The sequence below is a fragment of the Nocardia sp. CNS-044 genome, from assembly GCF_059570515.1.
The window spans coordinates 1,005,809-1,026,014 of the sequence record NZ_JCANSX010000006.1; the positions used below are offsets into that span (position 1 = coordinate 1,005,809).

At 71.5% G+C, this 20,206-nt stretch carries 1 protein-coding gene (only partly in view); it reads right to left on the minus strand.

From position 1 onward, the window contains the following. On the minus strand, positions 1 to 20,206 hold the 3' portion of the coding sequence (locus T333_RS13410; protein WP_496424614.1) for a non-ribosomal peptide synthase/polyketide synthase. It continues 16,880 nt past the right edge of the window; only the last 20,206 of its 37,086 coding nucleotides appear in the window; its start codon lies beyond the right edge, outside the window — the gene reads right to left on this strand; it ends in the stop codon at positions 1 to 3.

Sequence of the window (20,206 nt, forward strand, 5' to 3'; positions counted from 1 at the left end):
CTACTCCGCGACGATGATTCGGATTTCCTCGTCGGCGGCGTCGGTGGGTTCGCCCGGGATGACGAACCAGTGGGTGACTTCGCCGTCGGCGAGGTCGTCGGCGAGGTCGTCGGCCGTGGGGAGCACGGAGAGTGCGCCCGCGGTGGCCGTGGCGAGGAACTCCCAGAGGGCGGCGCGGCCCGCGGCAGCGGTGGTGAACGTCGTCGACTCGTAGTCGATGTCGTTCTCGTCGCGAATCCGCTCGCCCAGGTCGAGCGCCACGGTCTGGCTCAGCGCGACCGGCGCGCCGTCGACCAGCTCCACGAAGGCCGGGTGCTCCTCGCCGAGCGGGCGGACCCGATCGGCGTAGGACACCGGATGCCCTGCGGCCGCGGCCAGTTCGGTCTGGACCTGCGGATCGCTCGGCACCAGCCAGTTCACCGCGTCCGCGCCGTCCGGCGCCGAGCCGATACCGAAACCGGCTCCGGCCGCGGCGATCTCGTCCGCGCCGAGGCCCGAGGCGAACAGACAGGCGGCGCCCGCCTTCTGCACGGCCCAGCCGGCGACCACCGCGTCGACACCGCGCGGCAGCGCCACCGCGACGACGTCGCCCGGACCAGCGCCCCGCGCGATCAGCACCCGGGCCAGCTGCGAGGAACGCCGATCCAGCACGTGGTAGGCGATCTCGTCGCCGTCGGCGAGCAGCGCGGGCGCCTGCGGATCCGCCTCGACGACCTCGGCGAGCACCTTGGCCACGGTCCGCGCGCCGACCCGGTTCGCCGACTCCGGCGCCGCGGCCGCCGAAGCGACGTGGGACTCGGCGAGCAGCCGGGCCCGTTCCTCGCTGTCCAGGATGTCGATGTCGCCGACCAGCCCCGACGGATCGCCGAGCAGCGACTCCAGCACCCGGACCAACCGGGTGGACAGCGTCTGCACCTCCTCGGCGGTGAACCGGCTGAGCAGGTATTCGAAGCTGATCTCCAGGATCGACTCGGCCGCCACCTTCAGCGACAGCGGGTAGTGCGTCGTGTTGCTGACGTCAACCCCGGTCACCGACATGCCGTCGATCGAGCTAGCCGCCGCGATCGCCTCGCGGTCGATCGGATAGGACTCGAACACGTACAGCGTGTCGAACTGCGACCCGGCGCCCGCGGCCCGCTGGATGTCGGCGAGGCCGACGTAGTGGTGATCCAGCAGATCCGCCTGCTCGCGCTGCAACTGCCGCAGCTGCTCCTCGATGGTGGCGCGATCATCGATGCGCACCCGGACGGGCAGCGTGTTGATGAACAGGCCGACCATCGATTCGACGCCGGGCAGCTCCGCGGGCCTGCCCGACACCGTGGCGCCGAAGGCCACGTCCGAGCGACCGGTGAGCCTGCCGAGCAGGATGCCCCAGGCCGCCGACACCAGGGTGTTCACCGTGATGCCGAGCTCCGCGCAGTGCTTGGTGAGCCTGCGGGTGCGGTCGGCGTCCAGGTGGGTCACCAGTTCGCCGGTCCGGTAGTCCTCGGCCGAACGCGCCTGCGGGGCGAGTTCGGTCGGATCGTCGAGACCGTCGAACGCGCGCGACCAGGTCCGCAGGGAGGCGTCCAGGTCCCGGCCCGCCAGCCACTCCAGGAACGTCCGGTAGGACGCGACCTCCGGCAGCGCCGAGGCGTCGCCGTGCAGTGCGTACAGCACGAGCAGGTCCTGCATCAGCAGCGGCATCGACCAGCCGTCCAGCAGCACGTGGTGAGTGCTGATGACGAGGTGCCAATGGTCGGCGGCGGTGCGGTACAGGCTGTAGCGCACCAGCGGCGGCGCGGCCATGTCGAACCGCTGCGCCAGGTCCTCGGCCAGCCGCTTCCGCAGTTCCGCCTCCCGCTCGCCCTCGGGCACCCCGGTGAGATCCACTGTGCGCCAAGGCACCTCGACCCGGTCCATCGCGATCTGCACGGACTGCCCTGCGGCGTCGGTGACGAACGCGGTGCGCAGGTTCGGGTAGCGGTCCAGCAGCGCCTGCGCCGAGGCGCGCAGCCGCTCGGTGTCCACCTCGCCGGTGAGCTCGATGACGGCCTGCATGTTGTAGACGTCCACGGTGGTCGTGGTCATCTGCGCGTGGAAGAGCAGGCCGGACTGCAGCGGCGTGAGCGGCCAGACCTCGGTGAGGCCGGGGTAGGTCCGCTCCCACAGCTCGATGTCGGCCTGGTCGACCCGCACCAGCGGCATGTCGGACGGCGTGTGGCCGCCCGCGCCGGGCCGACGCACGTGCGCGGCCAGCGCGGTCAACGCGGACACCCAGAGCTCGCCGAGTTCGCCGACGCGCTCGGCCGTGAGCAGGCCGGTCGGGAAGGCGAACGACGCCACCAGCTCCGGACCGCCCGCACCGTCGAGCACCATCGCGTCGATGTCGAGCGCCGCGTCCGCGGGCCGGTCGTCGTCGGCGACGGTGGTGATCTCGGCGGGCAGCGAGCCCAGGAAGCGGAAGCCGACCTGCGCGGCGTCGGCCAGTCCGAGCAGACCGTGGCCGCGTCCGTGATCGGGCACGGCGAGCAGCTGCTCCTTGACCGATTTCACGATGCGGCCCAAGGCGTTTCCGCCAGCGAAGGCCTCGTCGAGGTCGGCGCCGTCGAGGTCGATCCGCACCGGGTGGGCGAGATCGAACCAGCCGAGCGTGCGCGCCAGCTCCGCGCCACGGGCGGCGCGTGCGGCGCGGCCGTCGCCCGCGTGGCGGATCAGCGCGGCGGCGCCGTGCTGTTCGCCGCGCCAGCGCACCAGCGCCATGGCCAGCGCCGCGAGCAGGCCGTCGGCCGCCGCGCCGTGGTAGCGGGCGGGCACCGTGCTCAATACCGCCTCGGTGACCTCGGCGGGCACGGTGACCCGCACCCGGTCCACGGTGGCCGCGGTGTCGGTCGCCGGGTCGAGCGCCCGCGCGCCGAGCAGCGGCTCGGTGGTCGCCGAGATCTCCTGCCAGAACGCCAGTTCCGACTCGTGCGCGGCGGCGTCGTCGGCGGCCACACTGTGCGCCCAGCGCCGCAGCGTGGTGCCGGTGGCGGGCAGCTCGAGCGGCGCGTCGACGCCGAGCTGCTCGGCCGCGGTGGTCAGCTCGCCGAGCAGGACCCGCCAGGACCTCGCGTCCACCGTGAAACGGTGTGCCACGACCAGCAATTCGTCGGGACGGTTGTCGGCGAAGGTGAACAGCACGAACTGGGCCATCACACCCTGGGCCGGATCGAGTCGATCGACCGCCGCGGCGCGTTCGGCCGCGAGCAGGTCGGCCAGCTCGACGTTCTTCTCGACCCGGACCTCGCTGACCAGCGGCTCCACCTCGACACGATCGACGGCCTCGAACACCCAGCCGTCGCCGTCGGCGCGCAGCTTCGTGCGCAGCGCGTCGTGCCGGTCGAACAGGGCCTCGAGCGCGTCGAGCAGCGTGTACCAGTCGAGCGCGGTGGGCAGCGGCAGCAGCGCGGACTGCGCGTACCGCTGGAACGGCGCGCCACCGGCCAGCGCCGCCGCGACGGCGGGCGGCAGCGGCATCTCGCCGACACCGCCGCCGGGCAGTTCGGCGGGCTGCTCCCGCTCGGCCTGCGTGGCGGTCGCGATGGCCGCCAGCGCGGCGACGCTGCGCTGGTCGAACACGTCGCGCACGCTGAACTCGACGCCGAGCGCCTTGGCCCGCGAGACCAGCTGGATCGACAGGATGCTGTTACCGCCGAGCGCGAAGAAGTCGTCGTCGGCGCCGATGAGTTCGACGTCGAGGACGTCGCCGAACACGCCCGCCACGATCTGCTCGGCCGGGGTCACCGGCGCGCGGAACGCCGCCTTCTCGAAGGTCGGCTGCGGCAGCGCGTTGCGGTCCAGCTTGCCGTTCGCGTTGAGCGGCAAGGCGTCCAGCGCCATGAAGGCGCTCGGCACCATGTAGGACGGCAGCTCCGCGGACAGCGCGGACTGCAACTTGCGCTTGTCCAGTTCGCCGGTCTCCGGGTCGATTCCGGCCGCCGACGGCACGACGTAGGCGACGAGCCGATCGCCGAGGCCGGGATCGTTGTGCGCCAGCACCGCCGCGGCGGCGATGGCGTCCTGCCGCAGCAGCGCGGCCTCGATCTCGCCGAGCTCGATGCGGAAACCGCGGATCTTCACCTGGAAGTCGGTGCGGCCCCGGTACTCCAGCTCGCCGTCGGCGTTCCAGGCGACCAGGTCACCGGTGCGGTACATCCGCGCGCCCGGCTCGCCGAACGGGTTCGCGACGAACCGTTCCGCGGAGAGATCCGGACGGGCGAAGTAGCCGCGCGCCAATTGCGCACCGGCCAAGTACAACTCGCCGGAGACGCCGACCGGAACCGGCCGCAGGCGTGAATCCAGCACGTAGACCTGGCTGTTCCACTCCGGCGCGCCGATCGACACCGAGAACTCGTCGGCATCGGTGACGGCGTGGTTGGTGATCGACACCGCCGCCTCGGTCGGGCCGTACAGGTTGAACAGCCCGGCCGCGTTGCCGCGCCGGAACTTCTGCGCGGTCGCCGCGGGCAGCGCCTCACCGATGGCGAGGATGCGCCGCAGCGAATGCGGCATACGCCCTTCGGATTCGGTGAGCAGCGCGTCGAGCATCGACGGAACCACGTGCAACGTGGTCACACCCGTCGAACGCATCAGCTCGTTCAGGTACGCCGGGTCGCGGTGCCCGTCGGCGGTGGAGATCACCAAGCGACCACCGCTGACGGCCGCGGACCAGAACTCCCACACCGACAGGTCGAACGTCGCCGCCGTCTTCAGCAGCACCACGTTCTCGCTGTCGAGACCGAATTCGTCCGACTTCCACAACAACTGGTTCACGATCGCCGCGTGCGGCACCGCCACACCCTTGGGCTGACCCGTCGAACCCGACGTGAAGATCACATACGCCGTATTCGCCGCAACCAGAACACCATTGCGCTCGGCGGCCGCGATCGGCGCGTCCGAGTAGCCGGACAGGTCCAGCTCGTCGATCGCGACGGTCCGCGCCGCCTCGGTCTCGAACGCGTCCCGAGCCGTGGTCAGCACGCACACCGGAGCGGCCGTGCCGAGGATGTAGTCGACACGATCCACCGGCTGATCCGGATCGATCGGCACGTACGCCGCACCGGCCTTGGCCACCGCGTACATCGCGATCACCAGATCCGCCGACCGGCGAATGGCCAACGCCACCCGATCCTCCGGACCCACACCACGACCGATCAGGTACCGCGCCAACCGGTTCACCCGAGCGTCCAGCTCGGCGTAGGTCAGCTGGGTCCGCTCGCCGGAAGCCGTGTCGGCGACCAGCGCGACCGTCCCCGGTGCGGCCTGGGCCACCGCGGCGTCGAGCAGCGACACCAGCGTGGCGTCGGTGTCCACGGGTCGCGCGGTGTCGTTCCACTTGCCGAGGATCCGCTCGGTCTCCGTCTCGGCGAGCAGGTCGATCTCGCCGACCGGAACCGTCACGTCCGCGATCACCGCGTCCAGCACCCGCACGAACCGGTCCGCGAAGCCCTGCACCGTGGCCTCGTCGAACAGGTCGGTGGCGTAACCGAATTCGGTGATGATCTCGGCCGGGGTGCCGTCGTCGGCGTACCGGTCGTAGAGCGTCACGTGCAGGTCGGTCTTGGCCAGCTGCGAGTTGAAGTTGACCGCGCTCACCTGAAGCCCGGGCAGCGTCAACGTGGTCTCGGCCAGGTTCTGGAAGGACAGGCCGATCTGGAACAGCGGGTTGCGCGCGGTGGAGCGCTCCGGGTTCAGCACCTCGACGAGGCGCTCGAACGGAACGTCGGCGTTGGCGAAGGCTTCCAGGTCGCGTTCGCGCACGTCGGCGAGCAGGTCGGCGAACCGGTCGCCCGGCCGCACGCCCGTGCGGAACACCAGCGTGTTGACGAACATGCCGATCAGGTCGTCGAGCTCGCGCTCACCGCGACCCGCGATCGGCGTGCCGACCGCGATGTCCTCGGTGCCGGAGAGCCGCGCCAGCAGCACCGCCAGCGCCGCGTGCACGACCATGAACAGCGAGGCGTTGTTGGCGCGCGCCAATTCGGCCAGTTCGGCGTGCCGCTGCGGCGAGAGCTCGAAACGCAGCGCCTTGCCGTGGAACGACTGCGCGGGCGGGCGCGGCCGGTCGGCGGGCAGCTCGAGCTGATCGGGCAGCCCGGCCAGCGCCTGCTTCCAATAGGCGACCTGGCGTGCGGCCACCGACTCCGGATCGTCCTCGGAGCCGAGCACCGCGCGCTGCCACAGCGCGTAGTCGGCGTACTGCACCGGCAGCGGCGTCCACTGCGGTGCGTCGCCTGCGACCCTGGCGACGTAGGCCGCCATCAGGTCGCGCGCGAGCGGACCCATCGACGCGCCGTCCGCCGACACGTGATGCACGACGAACGCGATCACGTGCTCCTGCTCGGAGATGCGGAACAGCGCGACCGCCAGCGGCACCTCGGTGGTGACGTCGAAGGTGGTCATGGCGAACGCGATGACCCGCCCGATCAGCTCCGACTCGTCGATCTGGACCGGGTCCAGCTGCGGCAGGTTCACCGGCAGGATCACCTGGTGCGGCCCGTCCGCCGAGCTCGGGTAGGTGGTGCGCAGCACCTCGTGGCGGGCGAACACGTCGCCGATCGCCTGCTCCAGCGCCCGCACGTCGAGCGCGCCGGAGAGCCGGACGGCCAGCGGGATGTTGTCCACCGCCGAAGTGGCCGTGTCGAACTGGTTGAGGAACCAGTACCGAGCCTGCGCGGGCGAGAGCGGAATCCGCTCGGGCCGCTCGGCGGCGGTCAGTTCCGGACGCGTCCGGCCGGAGCCCGCGATGCGCTCGACCCGGGTCGCCAGCGCGGCCACGGTGGACGCCTCGAACAGGTCGCGCACCGCGAGCTGGGTGTCCAGCGCCGCGCCGAGACGCGCGGTCACCTGGGTGGCGACCAGCGAGTTGCCGCCCAGCTCGAAGAAGTCGTCGTCCAAGCCGACCCGCGCCACGCCGAGCACGTCGCCGAAGGTGTTCGCCACGATCTCCTCGATCGGCGTCGAGGGGGCGCGGAAGGCCTTGACCTCGAACACCGGCGCGGGCAGCGCCTTGCGATCCAGCTTGCCGGAGGCGTTCAGCGGGAACTCGTCGAGCACCACGAACGCCGAGGGCACCATGTACGCGGGCAGCTCGCCACCCAGCTGGGAACGCACGGACTCGACGTCGATCGCCTGACCGTTGTCCGCGATGACGTAGCCGACCAGCTGGTCGCCGAGACGCTCGTCCGAGCGCACGACCACGACCGCCTGAGCGATCGCATCCAGCGCGGTGAGCGCGGCCTCGATCTCGCCGAGCTCGATGCGCAGACCGCGCAGCTTCACCTGGAAGTCGGTGCGGCCCAGATATTCCAGCTCGCCCTTCTTAGTCCAGGTGACCAAGTCACCGGTGCGGTACATCCGCTCGCCGTCGGCGAACGGGTTGGCCACGAAGCGATCCGAGGTCAGGTCCGGCCGCGCCACGTAACCGCGCGCCAGCTGGACACCGGCCAGATACAGCTCGCCCGCGACGCCGACGGGAACCGGGTGCAGGCGCGAATCCAGCACGTACACCTGGGTGTTGAACACCGGCGCGCCGATCGGCACCGACACCACGTCGTCCTCGGTGACCTCGTGATAGGTCACGTCGACCGCGGCCTCGGTCGGGCCGTACAGGTTGTGCAGACGGGCGCCGGTCAGCTCCTGGAGACGCTGCGCCGTCACCGCGGGCAGCGCCTCGCCGGAGGCGAAGACGTTGCGCAGGCTGGTGCACTCGTCCGCGCGCTCCTCGGCGACGAACACCGACATCATCGACGGCACGAAGTGCGCCGTGGTGACCCGCTCCCGCTTGATGACCTCGACCAGGTAGCCCGGATCGCGGTGGCCGTCCGGCTTGGCGACCACCAGTCGCGCGCCGATCTGCAAGGGCCAGAAGAACTCCCACACCGACACGTCGAACGTCGCGGGGGTCTTCTGCAGCACCACGTCGGTGCCGTCCAGCCCGTACTCGGACTGCATCCACACCAGGCGGTTGACGATCGCGTCGTGCGAGACGCCGACACCCTTCGGACGACCCGTCGAACCCGACGTGAAGATCACGTAGGCGGTGTTCGACGGACGCAGCGGCGCGCGGCGCTCGGCGTCCGACACGGGCGCGTCGTCGTAGGCCGACACGTCGAGCGTGTCGATCTCCAGCGCGGCGACCGAGCCGGAGTCGAAGCCGTCCCGCGAGGTGGTCAGCACGCACACCGGGTCGGCCAGGTCGAGCACATAGTGGGTGCGTTCGGCCGGGTGATCCGGATCCAACGGCACGTACGCACCGCCCGCGACGCTCACCGCGTACATGCCGACGACCAGGTCGAGCGAGCGGCGCATGCCGAGCGCGACCAGCGTGTCCGGTCCGACACCCGAGGCGATCAGATGCCGCGCCAAACGATGCACGCGAGAAGCGAACTCGGCGTAGGACAGACTCGTCCCCTCGAACGTCAACGCGATCGCGTCCGGCGTCCGCGCCGCCTGCGCCTCGAACATCGACACCAGGGTCGCGTCCTGGTCGACACGGTGCGCCGTGTCGTTCCACGTCCGCACGACGGTGGCGCGCTCGCTCGCGTCGAGCAGCTCGACGTCGCCGAGCACCACGGCCGGGTCCGCGACCACAGCGTCCAGCATCCGGACGAGCCGCTCGGCGAACGAGGCCACCGTCGCGCCGTCGAACATGTCGGTGGCGTAGGCGATCTCGGCCTTCATGCCCTCGGCGGCGGAGCCGGTGAAGTTCAGGTGCAGATCGAACTTCGCGGTCACCACGTCCAGCGGCACGCCCGAGACCTCGAGGCCGGGCAGCTCGAAGGTGGTCTCGCCGGTGTTCTGGAACGAGAGCATCACCTGGAACAGCGGGTGCCGTGCCTGCGAACGCGCCGGGTTCAGCAGCTCGACGAGCCGCTCGAAGGGCAGGTCCGCGTGCCCGAACGCGGCGAGGTCGGTTTCCCTTGTCCGCGTGAGCAGTTCGGCGAACGGCTGGGCCGGGTCGACGGCGCTGCGCAGCACGAGCGTGTTGACGAACATGCCGATGGCGTCGTCGAGCACGGCCTCGCCGCGGCCCGCGACCACGGTGCCGATGGCGATGTCGTCGCTGCCGGACAGGCGTCCGAGCAGCGCCGCGAACGCCGCGTGCACCACCATGAACAAGCTCGCGCCGTGCTCGCGCGCCAGCGCCTCGGAGGCCTGTGCCAGCTCGGCGGAGAGCTCGAACTCGTAGACCCCGCCGCGGTTGGACGCGACGGCCGGACGCTTGCGGTCCGACGGCAGGTCGAGCTGGTCGGGCAGACCGGCCAGGTTCTGCGACCAGTAGGCGACCTGCGCCGCGATCAGCGAGTCCGGATCGTCCTCGGAGCCGAGCGTCTCGCGCTGCCACAGCGCGTAGTCGGCGTACTGCACCGGCAGCGGCGCCCAGCCGGGCGCCTCGCCGCGCGAGCGCGCCGCGTAGGCGACCATTACGTCGCGGGCCAGCGGGCCGACCGACCAGCCGTCACCCGAGACGTGGTGCACCACGAAGACCAGCACATGCGTGTCCGGCTGGGAGCCGTCCATCGAACCGGCGATACGGAACAGCGCGGCGCGCACCGGCACGGCGGCGGTGACGTCGAATCCGGTGAGCACCAGCTCGCTGATGCGCTCCTGAATCTCGGTCTCCGACACCACGATCGGGGTCAGGTCCAGGTTCTCCTGGCCCGCGGGCAGCACGACCTGCACGCCCTGGCCGTCGGCGGTTTCCGGGTACACGGTGCGCAGCACCTCGTGCCGGTCGACCACGTCGGCGACCGCCCTGCGCAGCGCGTCGGTGTCCAGTGCGCCGGTGAGCCGGACCGCGAGCGGGATGTTGTTGACCGCGGTCTGGTTGTCGAAGCGGTTGAGGAACCACATCCGCTGCTGCGCGAGCGACAGCGGGATCTGTTCCGGACGCGGACCGGCGACCAGTTCGCGCCTGCGCCCGCTGCCCGCCTTCGCCGCGGTGCGCGCGGCGAGCGCGGCCACGGTGGGCGCCTCGAACAGCTCGCGCACGGCGAGGTCGGCGTCGACCGCCTCGTTGATCCGCGCGACGACGCGGGTCGCCAGCAGCGAGTTGCCGCCGAGGGCGAAGAAGTCGTCGTCCAGACCGACTTCCTCGACGCCGAGCAGCTCGGCGAACACCGTGGCGACGGCCTGCTCGATCGGCGTGCTCGGTGCGCGGAACGTCGCGGTGCTGACGAACTCCGGCTCCGGCAACGCGCGCCGGTCCAGCTTGCCGTTCGGGGTGAGCGGCAGGGTGTCGAGCACCACGATGGCGTCCGGAACCATGTACGCGGTCAGGAACTCCGCGACCGCCTCGCGCAGCGCGACCGGGTCGACCGCGGCGCCGGTCTCGGGCACCACGTAACCGACGAGGCGGTCGCCCGCGTGCTCGTCGGCGCGGACCATGACCACGGCTTGACGCACGCCTTCGCAGCGGACCAGCGCCGACTCGATCTCGCCGAGCTCGATGCGGAAGCCGCGCAGTTGCACCTGCTGGTCGCTGCGGCCCGCGTATTCGAGGTTGGCCGCGTCGCCGGTGCCGAACCAGCGACCGACGTCACCGGAGCGGTACATCCGGGAACCGGGCTCCCCGAAGGGGTTCGCCACGAAACGGGTCGCGGCCAGGCCCGGCCTGCCGAGGTACCCGCGCGCCAGCTGCGCGCCGGTCACGTAGATCTCGCCCGCGACGCCGACCGGCGCGGGGGCCAGGCGGTTGTCGAGCACGAAGGCGCTCAGGCCGGGCAGGGCGCGGCCGATGACGCTGGCCGGGTTGTCGACGTCCTGGTCGTCCAGGGCCAGGAACGACACGTGCACCGTGGTCTCGGTGATGCCGTACATGTTCACCAGGCGCGGCGCGTCCGCCGGATGGCGTTCGTACCAGCGACGCAGCTGGCGCAGGTCGAGCGCCTCACCGCCGAAGATGACGTGGCGCAGCGCGAATTCACCGTTGTCGTCGGCGGCGCTCGCCGCCCGGTCGGCCTCCACCAGCTGGTAGAACGCCGACGGCGTCTGGTTCAGCACGGTGACCCGGTCGCGAACCAGCAACTCGCGGAACAGCTCCGGCGAACGCGAGGTCAGGTAGTCGACGACGACCACCGAACCGCCGTAGGCCAGCGCGCACCACAGTTCCCACACCGAGAAGTCGAAGGCGAACGAGTGGAACAGCGTCCACACGTCGGACTCGTCGAAGCCGAACAGCGGCTGGGTGTTCGCGAACAGCTCCACCGCGTTGCGGTGCGAGACGCCGACGCCCTTGGGCACACCGGTCGAACCGGAGGTGTAGATGACGTAGGCGAGGTTGTCCTGGCGCAGCGGCCGGACGCGGTCGGCATCGGTGACCGGCGCGTCGGACTCGTCCGCGGTCCGCTCGACCAGCAGCAGCGGAAGATCGCCAGCCGGAACGGCTTCCGCGTCCGCGGCGGTGGTCAGCACGCACACCGGCGCCGCGTCGGCGAGGGTGAACTCGAGCCGCTGCACCGGGTAGGTGGTGTCGATCGGCACGTAGGCCGCGCCGGTCAGCAGCACCGCGTACAGCGCGATCGGCAGTTCCTCGGTGCGCGAAACAGCCACCGCCACCTTGGATTCCGGCCCGACGCCGAGCCCGATGAGCGCACGCGCGATCCGGTTGGCCCGGCGCTCGAACTCGCCGAAGGAGACCGCGGTCTCGCCGAAGCGAATCGCCGGTGCGTCCGGACGACGCCGCGCCTGCGCGCCGATCAGGTCGACCAGCGTGGCCGCGGGCGCCTCGACGCCCTCGGTGTTCCATTCGCGCAGGACCAGTTCGCGCTCACCGTCGGCGAGCAGGTCGATATCGCCGACCACCACGCTCGCGTCCGCCGAGACCGCGCCGAGGACGCGCAGCAGGCGATCCGCGAAACCGCGGACCGTGCTCGCGTCGAAAAGGTCGGTCGCGAAGCTGAATTCGGCCGACATACCCTGCGGTCCGCCGTCCGCGCCGAGCTTCTCCTCCAGCGTCAACTGGAGGTCGAACTTGGCCAGCGGCACGGCCATGTCCACGCCCGACACCGTCAGGCCCGGCAGTTCCAGCGCGGTCGGCGCGGTGTTCTGGAAGGTCAGCGCGACCTGGAACAGCGGGTGCCTGCCCGGCGAACGCACCGGGTCGAGCACCTCGACCAGGCGCTCGAACGGCACGTCGGCGTGACCGAAGGCGTCCACGTCGACCCGCCGCACGGTGCGCAGCAGTTCCTCGAACGCGACGCCGGGCTCGATCTCGGTGCGCAGCACGAGCGTGTTGACGAACATGCCGATCAGATCGTCGAGCGCGCGCTCACCGCGGCCCGCGATCGGGGTGCCGATGGCGATGTCCGACGTGCTGGAAAGGCGCGCGAGCAGCACCGCGAGCGCGGCGTGCACGACCATGAACAGCGTCGAATTGTGCTGCTGGGCCAGCGCGCGCAGGGCCGCGTGCACCTCGGGGTCCACGGTGAAGGCCACCGTGTCGCCGCGGTTGGAGGCGGTCGCGGGCCGCGGGCGATCGGCGGGCAGATCCAATTGCTCGACCAGCCCGGCCAATTCGTTCTTCCAGAACTCGATCTGACCGGAGATCAGCGAGTCCGGGTCGTCCTCGGCGCCGAGCACTGCGCGCTGCCACAGCGCGTAGTCGGCGTACTGCACGTCGAGCGGACGCCACGCGGGCTCGTCGCCGTCGACGCGCGCGCTGTAGGCGATCATCACGTCCCTGGTCAGCGGCCCCATGGAGAAGCCGTCTGCCGAGATGTGGTGCACCACCAGCGCGAGCACGTGCTCGGTGGGGCTGATCTCGAACAGGCTGGCGCGGAACGGCACCTCGGCGGTGACGTCGAAGGCGGTCAGCACGACCTCGGCAAGACGCTGCGGCAGTTCGGCTTCGGTGATGTCGATCGGCGAGAGATCCGGGATCACCTGCGCGGTCGGCACGATCTGCTGGTAGCCGACGCCACCGACCTCGGGGTAGTACGTGCGCAGCGACTCGTGCCTGGCCAGCACGTCAGCGACCGCGACCTGCAGAGCCTGCCGGTCGAGCAGACCGGACAGCCGCACGGCGGCCGGGATGTTGTCGGCCGCGGCGGCCGCGGAGTGTTCGCCGCCGCCGCCCATGTTGAACCGGTTGAGGAACCACATGCGCTGCTGGGCCAGCGAGAGCGGCACCCGCTCGGGCCGCCGCTGCGCGACCAGCGCCGCACGCGCGCCCGCGCCCGCCTTCGACTCGGTGCGCGCCGCCAGCGCCGCCACGGTCGAGGCCTCGAACAGCTCGCGCACCCCGAGCTCGGTCTCCAGCGCCGCGGACAGCCGCGCCGCCACCTGGGTGGCGCTGAGCGAGTTGCCGCCGAGCGCGAAGAAGTCGTCGTCCAGTCCGACCCGGTCCAGGCCGAGCACGTCGGCGAAGGTGCGCGCGACGATCTCCTCCACCGGCGTGGTCGGCGCGCGGAACACCGCGGCCTCGAACACCGGCGCGGGCAGCGCCTTGCGGTCCAGCTTGCCGGAGGCGTTGAGCGGGAACTCGTCGAGCACCACGACCAGCGCGGGCACCATGTAGGCGGGCAGCTGCCTGCCGAGGTCCTCGCGCACCACGTCGCCGTCGACGCGCGCGTTCGGCGCGGCCACGACGTAGGCCACCAGCTGATCGCCGGTGCGCTGGTCGCCGCGCACCACGACCACCGACTGCGCGATCTCGTCCAGCGCGGTGAGCGCCTGCTCGATCTCGCCAAGCTCGATGCGCAGACCGCGCAGCTTCACCTGGAAGTCGGTGCGGCCGAAGTACTCCAGCTCGCCGTCCGCGGTCCAGGCCACCAGGTCACCGGTGCGGTACATGCGCTGTCCGTCGGCGAACGGGTTGGCCACGAAGCGATCCGCGGTCAGGTCCGGCCGGGCCACATAGCCGCGCGCCAGCTGGGTACCCGCGAGATACAGCTCACCCGCGACACCCACCGGAGCGGGCCGCAGCCGCGAATCCAGCACGTACACCTGGGTGTTGAACACCGGGGCGCCGATCGGCACGGTGTCGGTGTCGGCCTCGGTCACCCGGTGATAGGTGACGTCGACCGCGGCCTCGGTCGGGCCGTACAGGTTGTGCAGTTCCGCGCCGGTCAGCTCGCGCAGGCGGTGCGCGGGCTTGGGCGGCAGCGCCTCACCGGAGGCGAACACCATGCGCAGCGTGTCGCAGCGGGCCGCGGCGGCGTCGGCCACGAACACCGCGAGCATGGACGGCACGAAGTGGGTGACGGTGACCCGCTCGGTCGCGATGACCTCGGCCAGGTAGGCCGGGTCGCGGTGGCCGTCCGGCTTGGCGACGACCAACCGCGCGCCGATCTGCAAGGGCCAGAAGAACTCCCACACCGACACGTCGAAGGTGGCGGGCGTCTTCTGCAGGACCGCGTCGGACTCGGTGAGCCCGTACTCGGACTGCATCCACACCAGGCGGTTGACGATCGCCGCGTGCGAGACAGCGACACCCTTCGGGCGGCCGGTCGAGCCGGACGTGAAGATCACGTACGCGGTGTTCGACGGACGCAGCGGCGCCCGGCGCTCGGCGTCGGTCACCGGCGCCTCGGACACACCGGACAGGTCGAGCAGATCGATGCGCACCTGCGCGGTGTCGATCTCCAGGTCGCTGCCCGAGGTCAGCACACACACCGGATCGGCCGTGGCCAGAATGTATTCCGTGCGCTCGGCCGGGTGATCCGGGTCGAGCGGCACGTACGCGCCGCCCGCGACGGTGACGGCGTACATGCCGACGACCAGGTCGATCGAGCGCCGCATGCCGAGCGCCACCGAGGACTCCGGGCCGACGCCGCGTTCGATGAGCCAGCGCGCCAGGCGGTAGACCCGGCCAGCGAACTCGGCGTAGGACAGACTCGTCCCCTCGAAGGTCACCGCGGTCGCGTTGGGCGTCTCGGCCAGCTGCGCCTCGAACTTCGACACCAGCGTCGCCGCCGCGTCGACCTCGTGCGCGGTCTCGTTCCAGCCGGACACCACGAGCTCGCGCTCGGCGGTGTCGAGCAGCTCGATATCACCAACGGCCACACCGGAATCGGCGGTGATCGCGGACAGCACGCGGACCAGGCGGTCGGCGATGCGGCGCACGGTCTGCTCGTCGAACAGGTCGCGCAGGTAGCCCGCGCGGATGCGCAGGCGCGAATCCAGCTGAGCGATCAGCGTCAGCGGGTAGTGCGTCGCGTCGGCGGCCTCCAGGTCGGCCACGGCCATGCCGTCGATGTCGGCGGCTTGGGAGCGCAGGCCTTCGGCGTCCACCGGGTAGGACTCGAACACGACCAGGGTGTCGAACAGGCCGCCGACGCCCGCGGCGGACTGGATGTCGGCCAGTCCGATGTAGTGGTGGTCGAGCAGGTCGGCCTGCTCACCCTGGGTGCGGGTCAGCAGTTCGCGCGCGGACTCCGCGGGATCGAAGCGCACCCGCACCGGGACGGTGTTGATGAACAGACCCACCATGGATTCCACGCCGGACAGCTGCGCAGGGCGGCCGGAGACGGTGGTGCCGAACAGCACGTCCTCCGAGCCGGTCGTGCGGCCGACCAGGATGCCCCAGGCCACCTGCAGCACCGTGTTCGGGGTGACGCCCAGCGAGCTCGCCAGCGCGGTCAGGCGCGCGGTCGCGGCCTCGTCGAGGTCGAACAGGTACTCGCCGGAGAGCGCGGTGATCTCCCGGCCCGCGTCGGGGCGCGCGAGCAGCGTCGGCTCGCTCACCCCGCGCAGCGCCGTCGACCAGGCGGCCAGCGAGGCCGAATGATCTTGGCGCGCGGTCCATTCCAGGAAGTGCCGGTAGGAGCGCACCGCGGGCAGCGCGCTGGCGTCGGCGTGCACCGCGTAGAGCACGATCAGGTCGCGCATCAGCAGCGGCATCGACCAGCCGTCGAGCAGAATGTGGTGGTTGGACACCACGAACTGCCAACGATCCTGCGCGACCTGGATCAGCGTGAAGCGGATCAGCGGCGGCGCGGTGAGGTCGAACCGCTGCATGCGGTCGGCCTCGATCAGGTCGGCGGCCGAACCGGTTTCGGTCCGGTCGTGCTCGGCCCAGGCGACGCGCACGCTGTCGAGCACCACCTGCACCGGGTTGCCGTCGGCGTCGCTGACGAACGCGGTGCGCAGGTTCTCGTAACGGTCGACCAGCGCCTGCGCGGCCGCCCGCAACCGGGCCGCGTCGACGCGGCCGGTGAGGGTGAGCACGGCCTGCGCGGTGTAGACGTCCACCGAGCTGGCGGCGAGGCGGGCGTGGAAGAGCAGACCCGCCTGCAGCGCCGAGAGCGGCCACACGTCGGCCAGCGCCGGGAAGCGCCGCTCCCAGCCCTCGATGTCGCGCTGGCTCGCGCGAACCAGGGCGAAGTCGGACGGGGTGTGCCCGCCCGCCTCGGCCGAATTGGCGTGCCGGGCAACCGCGTCCAGGGCGGTGGTCCACAGCTCGGCGAACTCGCGCACCTCGGCGGCGTCGAGCAGCGTCGACGGGTAGCCGATGTTCGCGGTCAGCTTGTCGCCGACCACGATCGCGTTGACGTCCAGCGGGGCCATCGCGGGCATGTCGGCGTCGTAGGCGCCGCCGAGCGCGCCGAGTTCCGGCGCGGGAGTCCAGCCGAAGCCGCGCAGGGCCTCGGGCACGTCGCTGTCGGAGACGCGGCCCAGGTAGTTGAAGCTGACCTGGCCGGGCAGCTGCGCGGGCAGCTCCGCGGCGGTGCGCCGGTTGAGGTAGCGCAGCAGGCCGTAGCCGATGCCCTTGTCCGGCACCGCGAGCAGCTGCTCCTTGACCGCCTTCACGGCCTTGGACAGCGCGGGACCGCCCGCGAGGGCGGCGTCCACGTCGACGCCGGTCAGGTCCAGCCGCACCGGGAAGATGGCGGTGAACCAGCCGACGGTGCGGGACAGATCGGCGCCGGGGACGACGTCTTCCTCGCGGCCATGGCCTTCCAGGCGGATCAGCAGCGCGTCGTCGGTGCGCGCGCCCGCCCGGCTGGCCCGCCACTTCGCGGTCGCCAGCGCGAGCGCGGTGAGCAGACCGTCGTTCACGCCGCCGTGGAACAGCGCGGGCACCGTGGTGAGCAGTGCCTTGGTGGTCTCGGCGGAGACCTCGACCTGAACCTTCTCGATCGCGCCGGAGACGTCCACCGCGGGATCCATCGGACGCGCGGTCAGCAGCGGATCGGGGGTGTCGGTCACCGACCGCCAGTAGTCGAGTTCGCCTACCCGCGAAGCGCTTTCGGCCTCGCGCTCCAGCGCGTGCGCCCAAGCCCGCATCGACGTAGCCGGAGCCACCAGCTCGGGCTGCTGCCCGGCGGTGAGCTGGCCCCAGGCGGCGACGAAGTCCGGCACCAGGATGCGCCACGAGACGCCGTCGACCACCAGGTGATGGGCGACCACGATCAGGCGGCCCATCCGGCCGCCTTGCGCGGGATCGAGCCAGACGAACCGCACCACGACACCGGCCGCCGGATCCAGTCGGTCCAGCGCGGAATCCAGTGCGGCGGAGGCGATGTCGAGCAGTTCGGCATCGGTGGCCGCGGCCGGGAACTCGACGCGCTCGATCAGCGCGTCCACGTCCACGGCGCCGGGCTCGGCGGTCCGCACCACCCAGTCGTCGCCCTCGCGGGAGAGCCGGGCGCGCAGCATGTCGTGCCGGTCGATCACCGCGCCGACGGTCGTCGCGATGCCCGCGCGGTCGATGCCGAGCGGCAGCTCCAGCGCGAGGGTCTGGTTGAACCGGCCGAAGGAGCCCGGGCGCTCGGCCATGAACCGCACCACCGGGGTGAGCGGCATGTCACCGACGCCGCCGCCGGGCAGTTCGGCGAGCGCGGCGACGGCGGGCGCCGAAGCGTCGGCCGTCTCGGCGACCGCGGCCAAGCCCGCGACGGTCTTCTGCTCGAAGACGTGCCGCGGCGTGAACACCACGCCGCGCGCCTTCGCCCGCGAGACCAGCTGGATCGAGACGATGCTGTCGCCGCCGAGCGCGAAGAACGAGTCGTCGACGCCGACCCGCTGCACGCCGAGCACCTCGGCGAACACCTCGGCGATGACCTGCTCGACCGGCGTGCGGGCGGCGCGGAACACCACCTCGGTCGCGAACACCGGCTCCGGCAGCGCCTTGCGGTCCAGCTTGCCGACCGGGGTCAGCGGCACCCGGTCGATCACCATGATCGAGGAGGGCACCATGTAGGCGGGAAGCCGGTCCTCGACGTGCGCGGTGAGCGCCGCGACATCGATGGAATGTCCTTGCGCCGCAACCACGTACGACACCAGCGACACCGCGCCAGCGGCGTTCTTGTGGCCGACGGTGACCGCGAAGTCGACGGTCTCGTGCGCCGCGAGGGCCGCGTCGATCTCGCCGAGCTCGATGCGGAAACCGCGGACCTTCACCTGGAAGTCGGAGCGGCCCACGTACTCGACCTCGCCGGTGCGAGTCCAGCGGACCACGTCACCGGTGCGGTACATGCGCTCGCCGTCGACGTACGGGTTGGCCACGAAACGCTCGGCCGTCAGGCCGGGGCGGGCGTGGTAGCCGCGCGCCAGCTGGACGCCCGACAGGTACAGCTCACCCGCGACACCCACCGGAACGGGCCTGAGCTGGGCGTCCAGGATAAGCGACCGCATGCCGCGGATCGGTCCGCCGATGGTCACCGTCTCGCCGACCACCAGCGGATCGCTGATGTTGGTCATGATGGTGGTCTCGGTCGGGCCGTAGCCGTTGTGGAACGCGCGCAGCGCGCCGCCCTCACCGAGCGGCACGGCCCACTTCGCGACCAGCTCCGGCGGGCAGGCCTCGCCGCCCGCGACCAGCACACGCAGCGTGTCCAGGCCGCTCGGGTCGAAGGTGGCCAGCGCGGCCGGGGTGATGAACGCGTGCGTGACCCGCTCGCCGCGAATCAGCTCGGACAGCTCCTCGCCGCCGTACACGCCCGGCGGCACCACGACCAGCACGCCGCCCGCGCCCACCGCGAGCAACAGCTCGAGGATCGAGGCGTCGAAGCTGGGCGAGGCGAAATGCAGTGCGCGCGAATCGGAGTCGAGGCCGTAGCGCTCGATCTGCTCGGCGCTGAAGTTGGCCAGACCCGCGTGCGTCACCACGACGCCCTTGGGCACACCGGTGGAACCGGAGGTGTAGATGACGTAGGCCGGGTGCTCCGGACGCACCGGGCGGACCCGGTCGGCGTCGGTGATCGGACCGCCGTCGAAGCCGTCCAGCGCGAGGTCCTCGAGCACCAGCCAGCGCGCCGACTCGGGCAGACCTTCCCGCACCGCGGTGACCGTGATGCCAAGGGGTGAACCGGAATCGGTGACCATGTGCGCGATGCGCTCGGCCGGGTAGTTCGGGTCCACCGGCACGAACGCGGCGCCGGTCTTGGACACCGCCCACGCGGCGAACACCGAGTCCGCCGAACGCGGAACGCCGACCGCGACCAGGTCTTCCGCGCCGATGCCTTCGGCGATCAGCAAGCGGGCCAAGCGATTCGAGCGTTCGTCGAGTTCGGCGTAGGAGAGAGTTGTCCCCCGGAACACGACCGCGGGCCCGTCCGGGTTGTGCGCGGCGGCCTCGGCGAGCAGCTCGGGCAGCGTGCGCGGCGGCACCGCGGGTGCGCCGGTGCGCGCGACCAGATCGGCCAGTTCGGCCGCGTCGAGCACGTCGACGGCGCCGACCGTGACGGCCGGATCGGCCGCGACGGCGGTGAGCACGCGCACCCAGCGGTCCACGATCTCCCGCGCGGTCGATTCGTCGAACAGCTCGGTGGCGTAGGTCAGCGCGAGCGTCATGCCCGCGACGCCGTTACCGGCCACCGCATCGTTCTCCGACAGCGTGAACTGTAGGTCGAAGCGCGCCACGTTCTCTTCGAGATCGAGCGCGGAGACCGAAAGACCCGGCAGTTCCAGCGCGGTCCGGTCCAGGTTCTGGAAGGCCAGCATCACCTGGAACAGCGGGTTGCGCGACTGCGAACGCTCCGGCGCGAGCAGCTCGACGAGGCGCTCGAACGGCACGTCGGCATTGCCGTAGGCGTCCAGGTCGGTCTTGCGGACGCGGTCGAGCAGTTCGGTGAACGATTCGCCGTTGTCGATGCCGGTGCGCAGCACCAGCGTGTTGACGAACATGCCGACGAGGTCGTCGAGCGCCTGTTCGCCACGGCCCGCGATCGGCGTGCCGACCGCGATGTCGTCGCCGCCGGACAGGCGCGCGAGCAGCACGGCGAGCGCGCTGTGCATGACC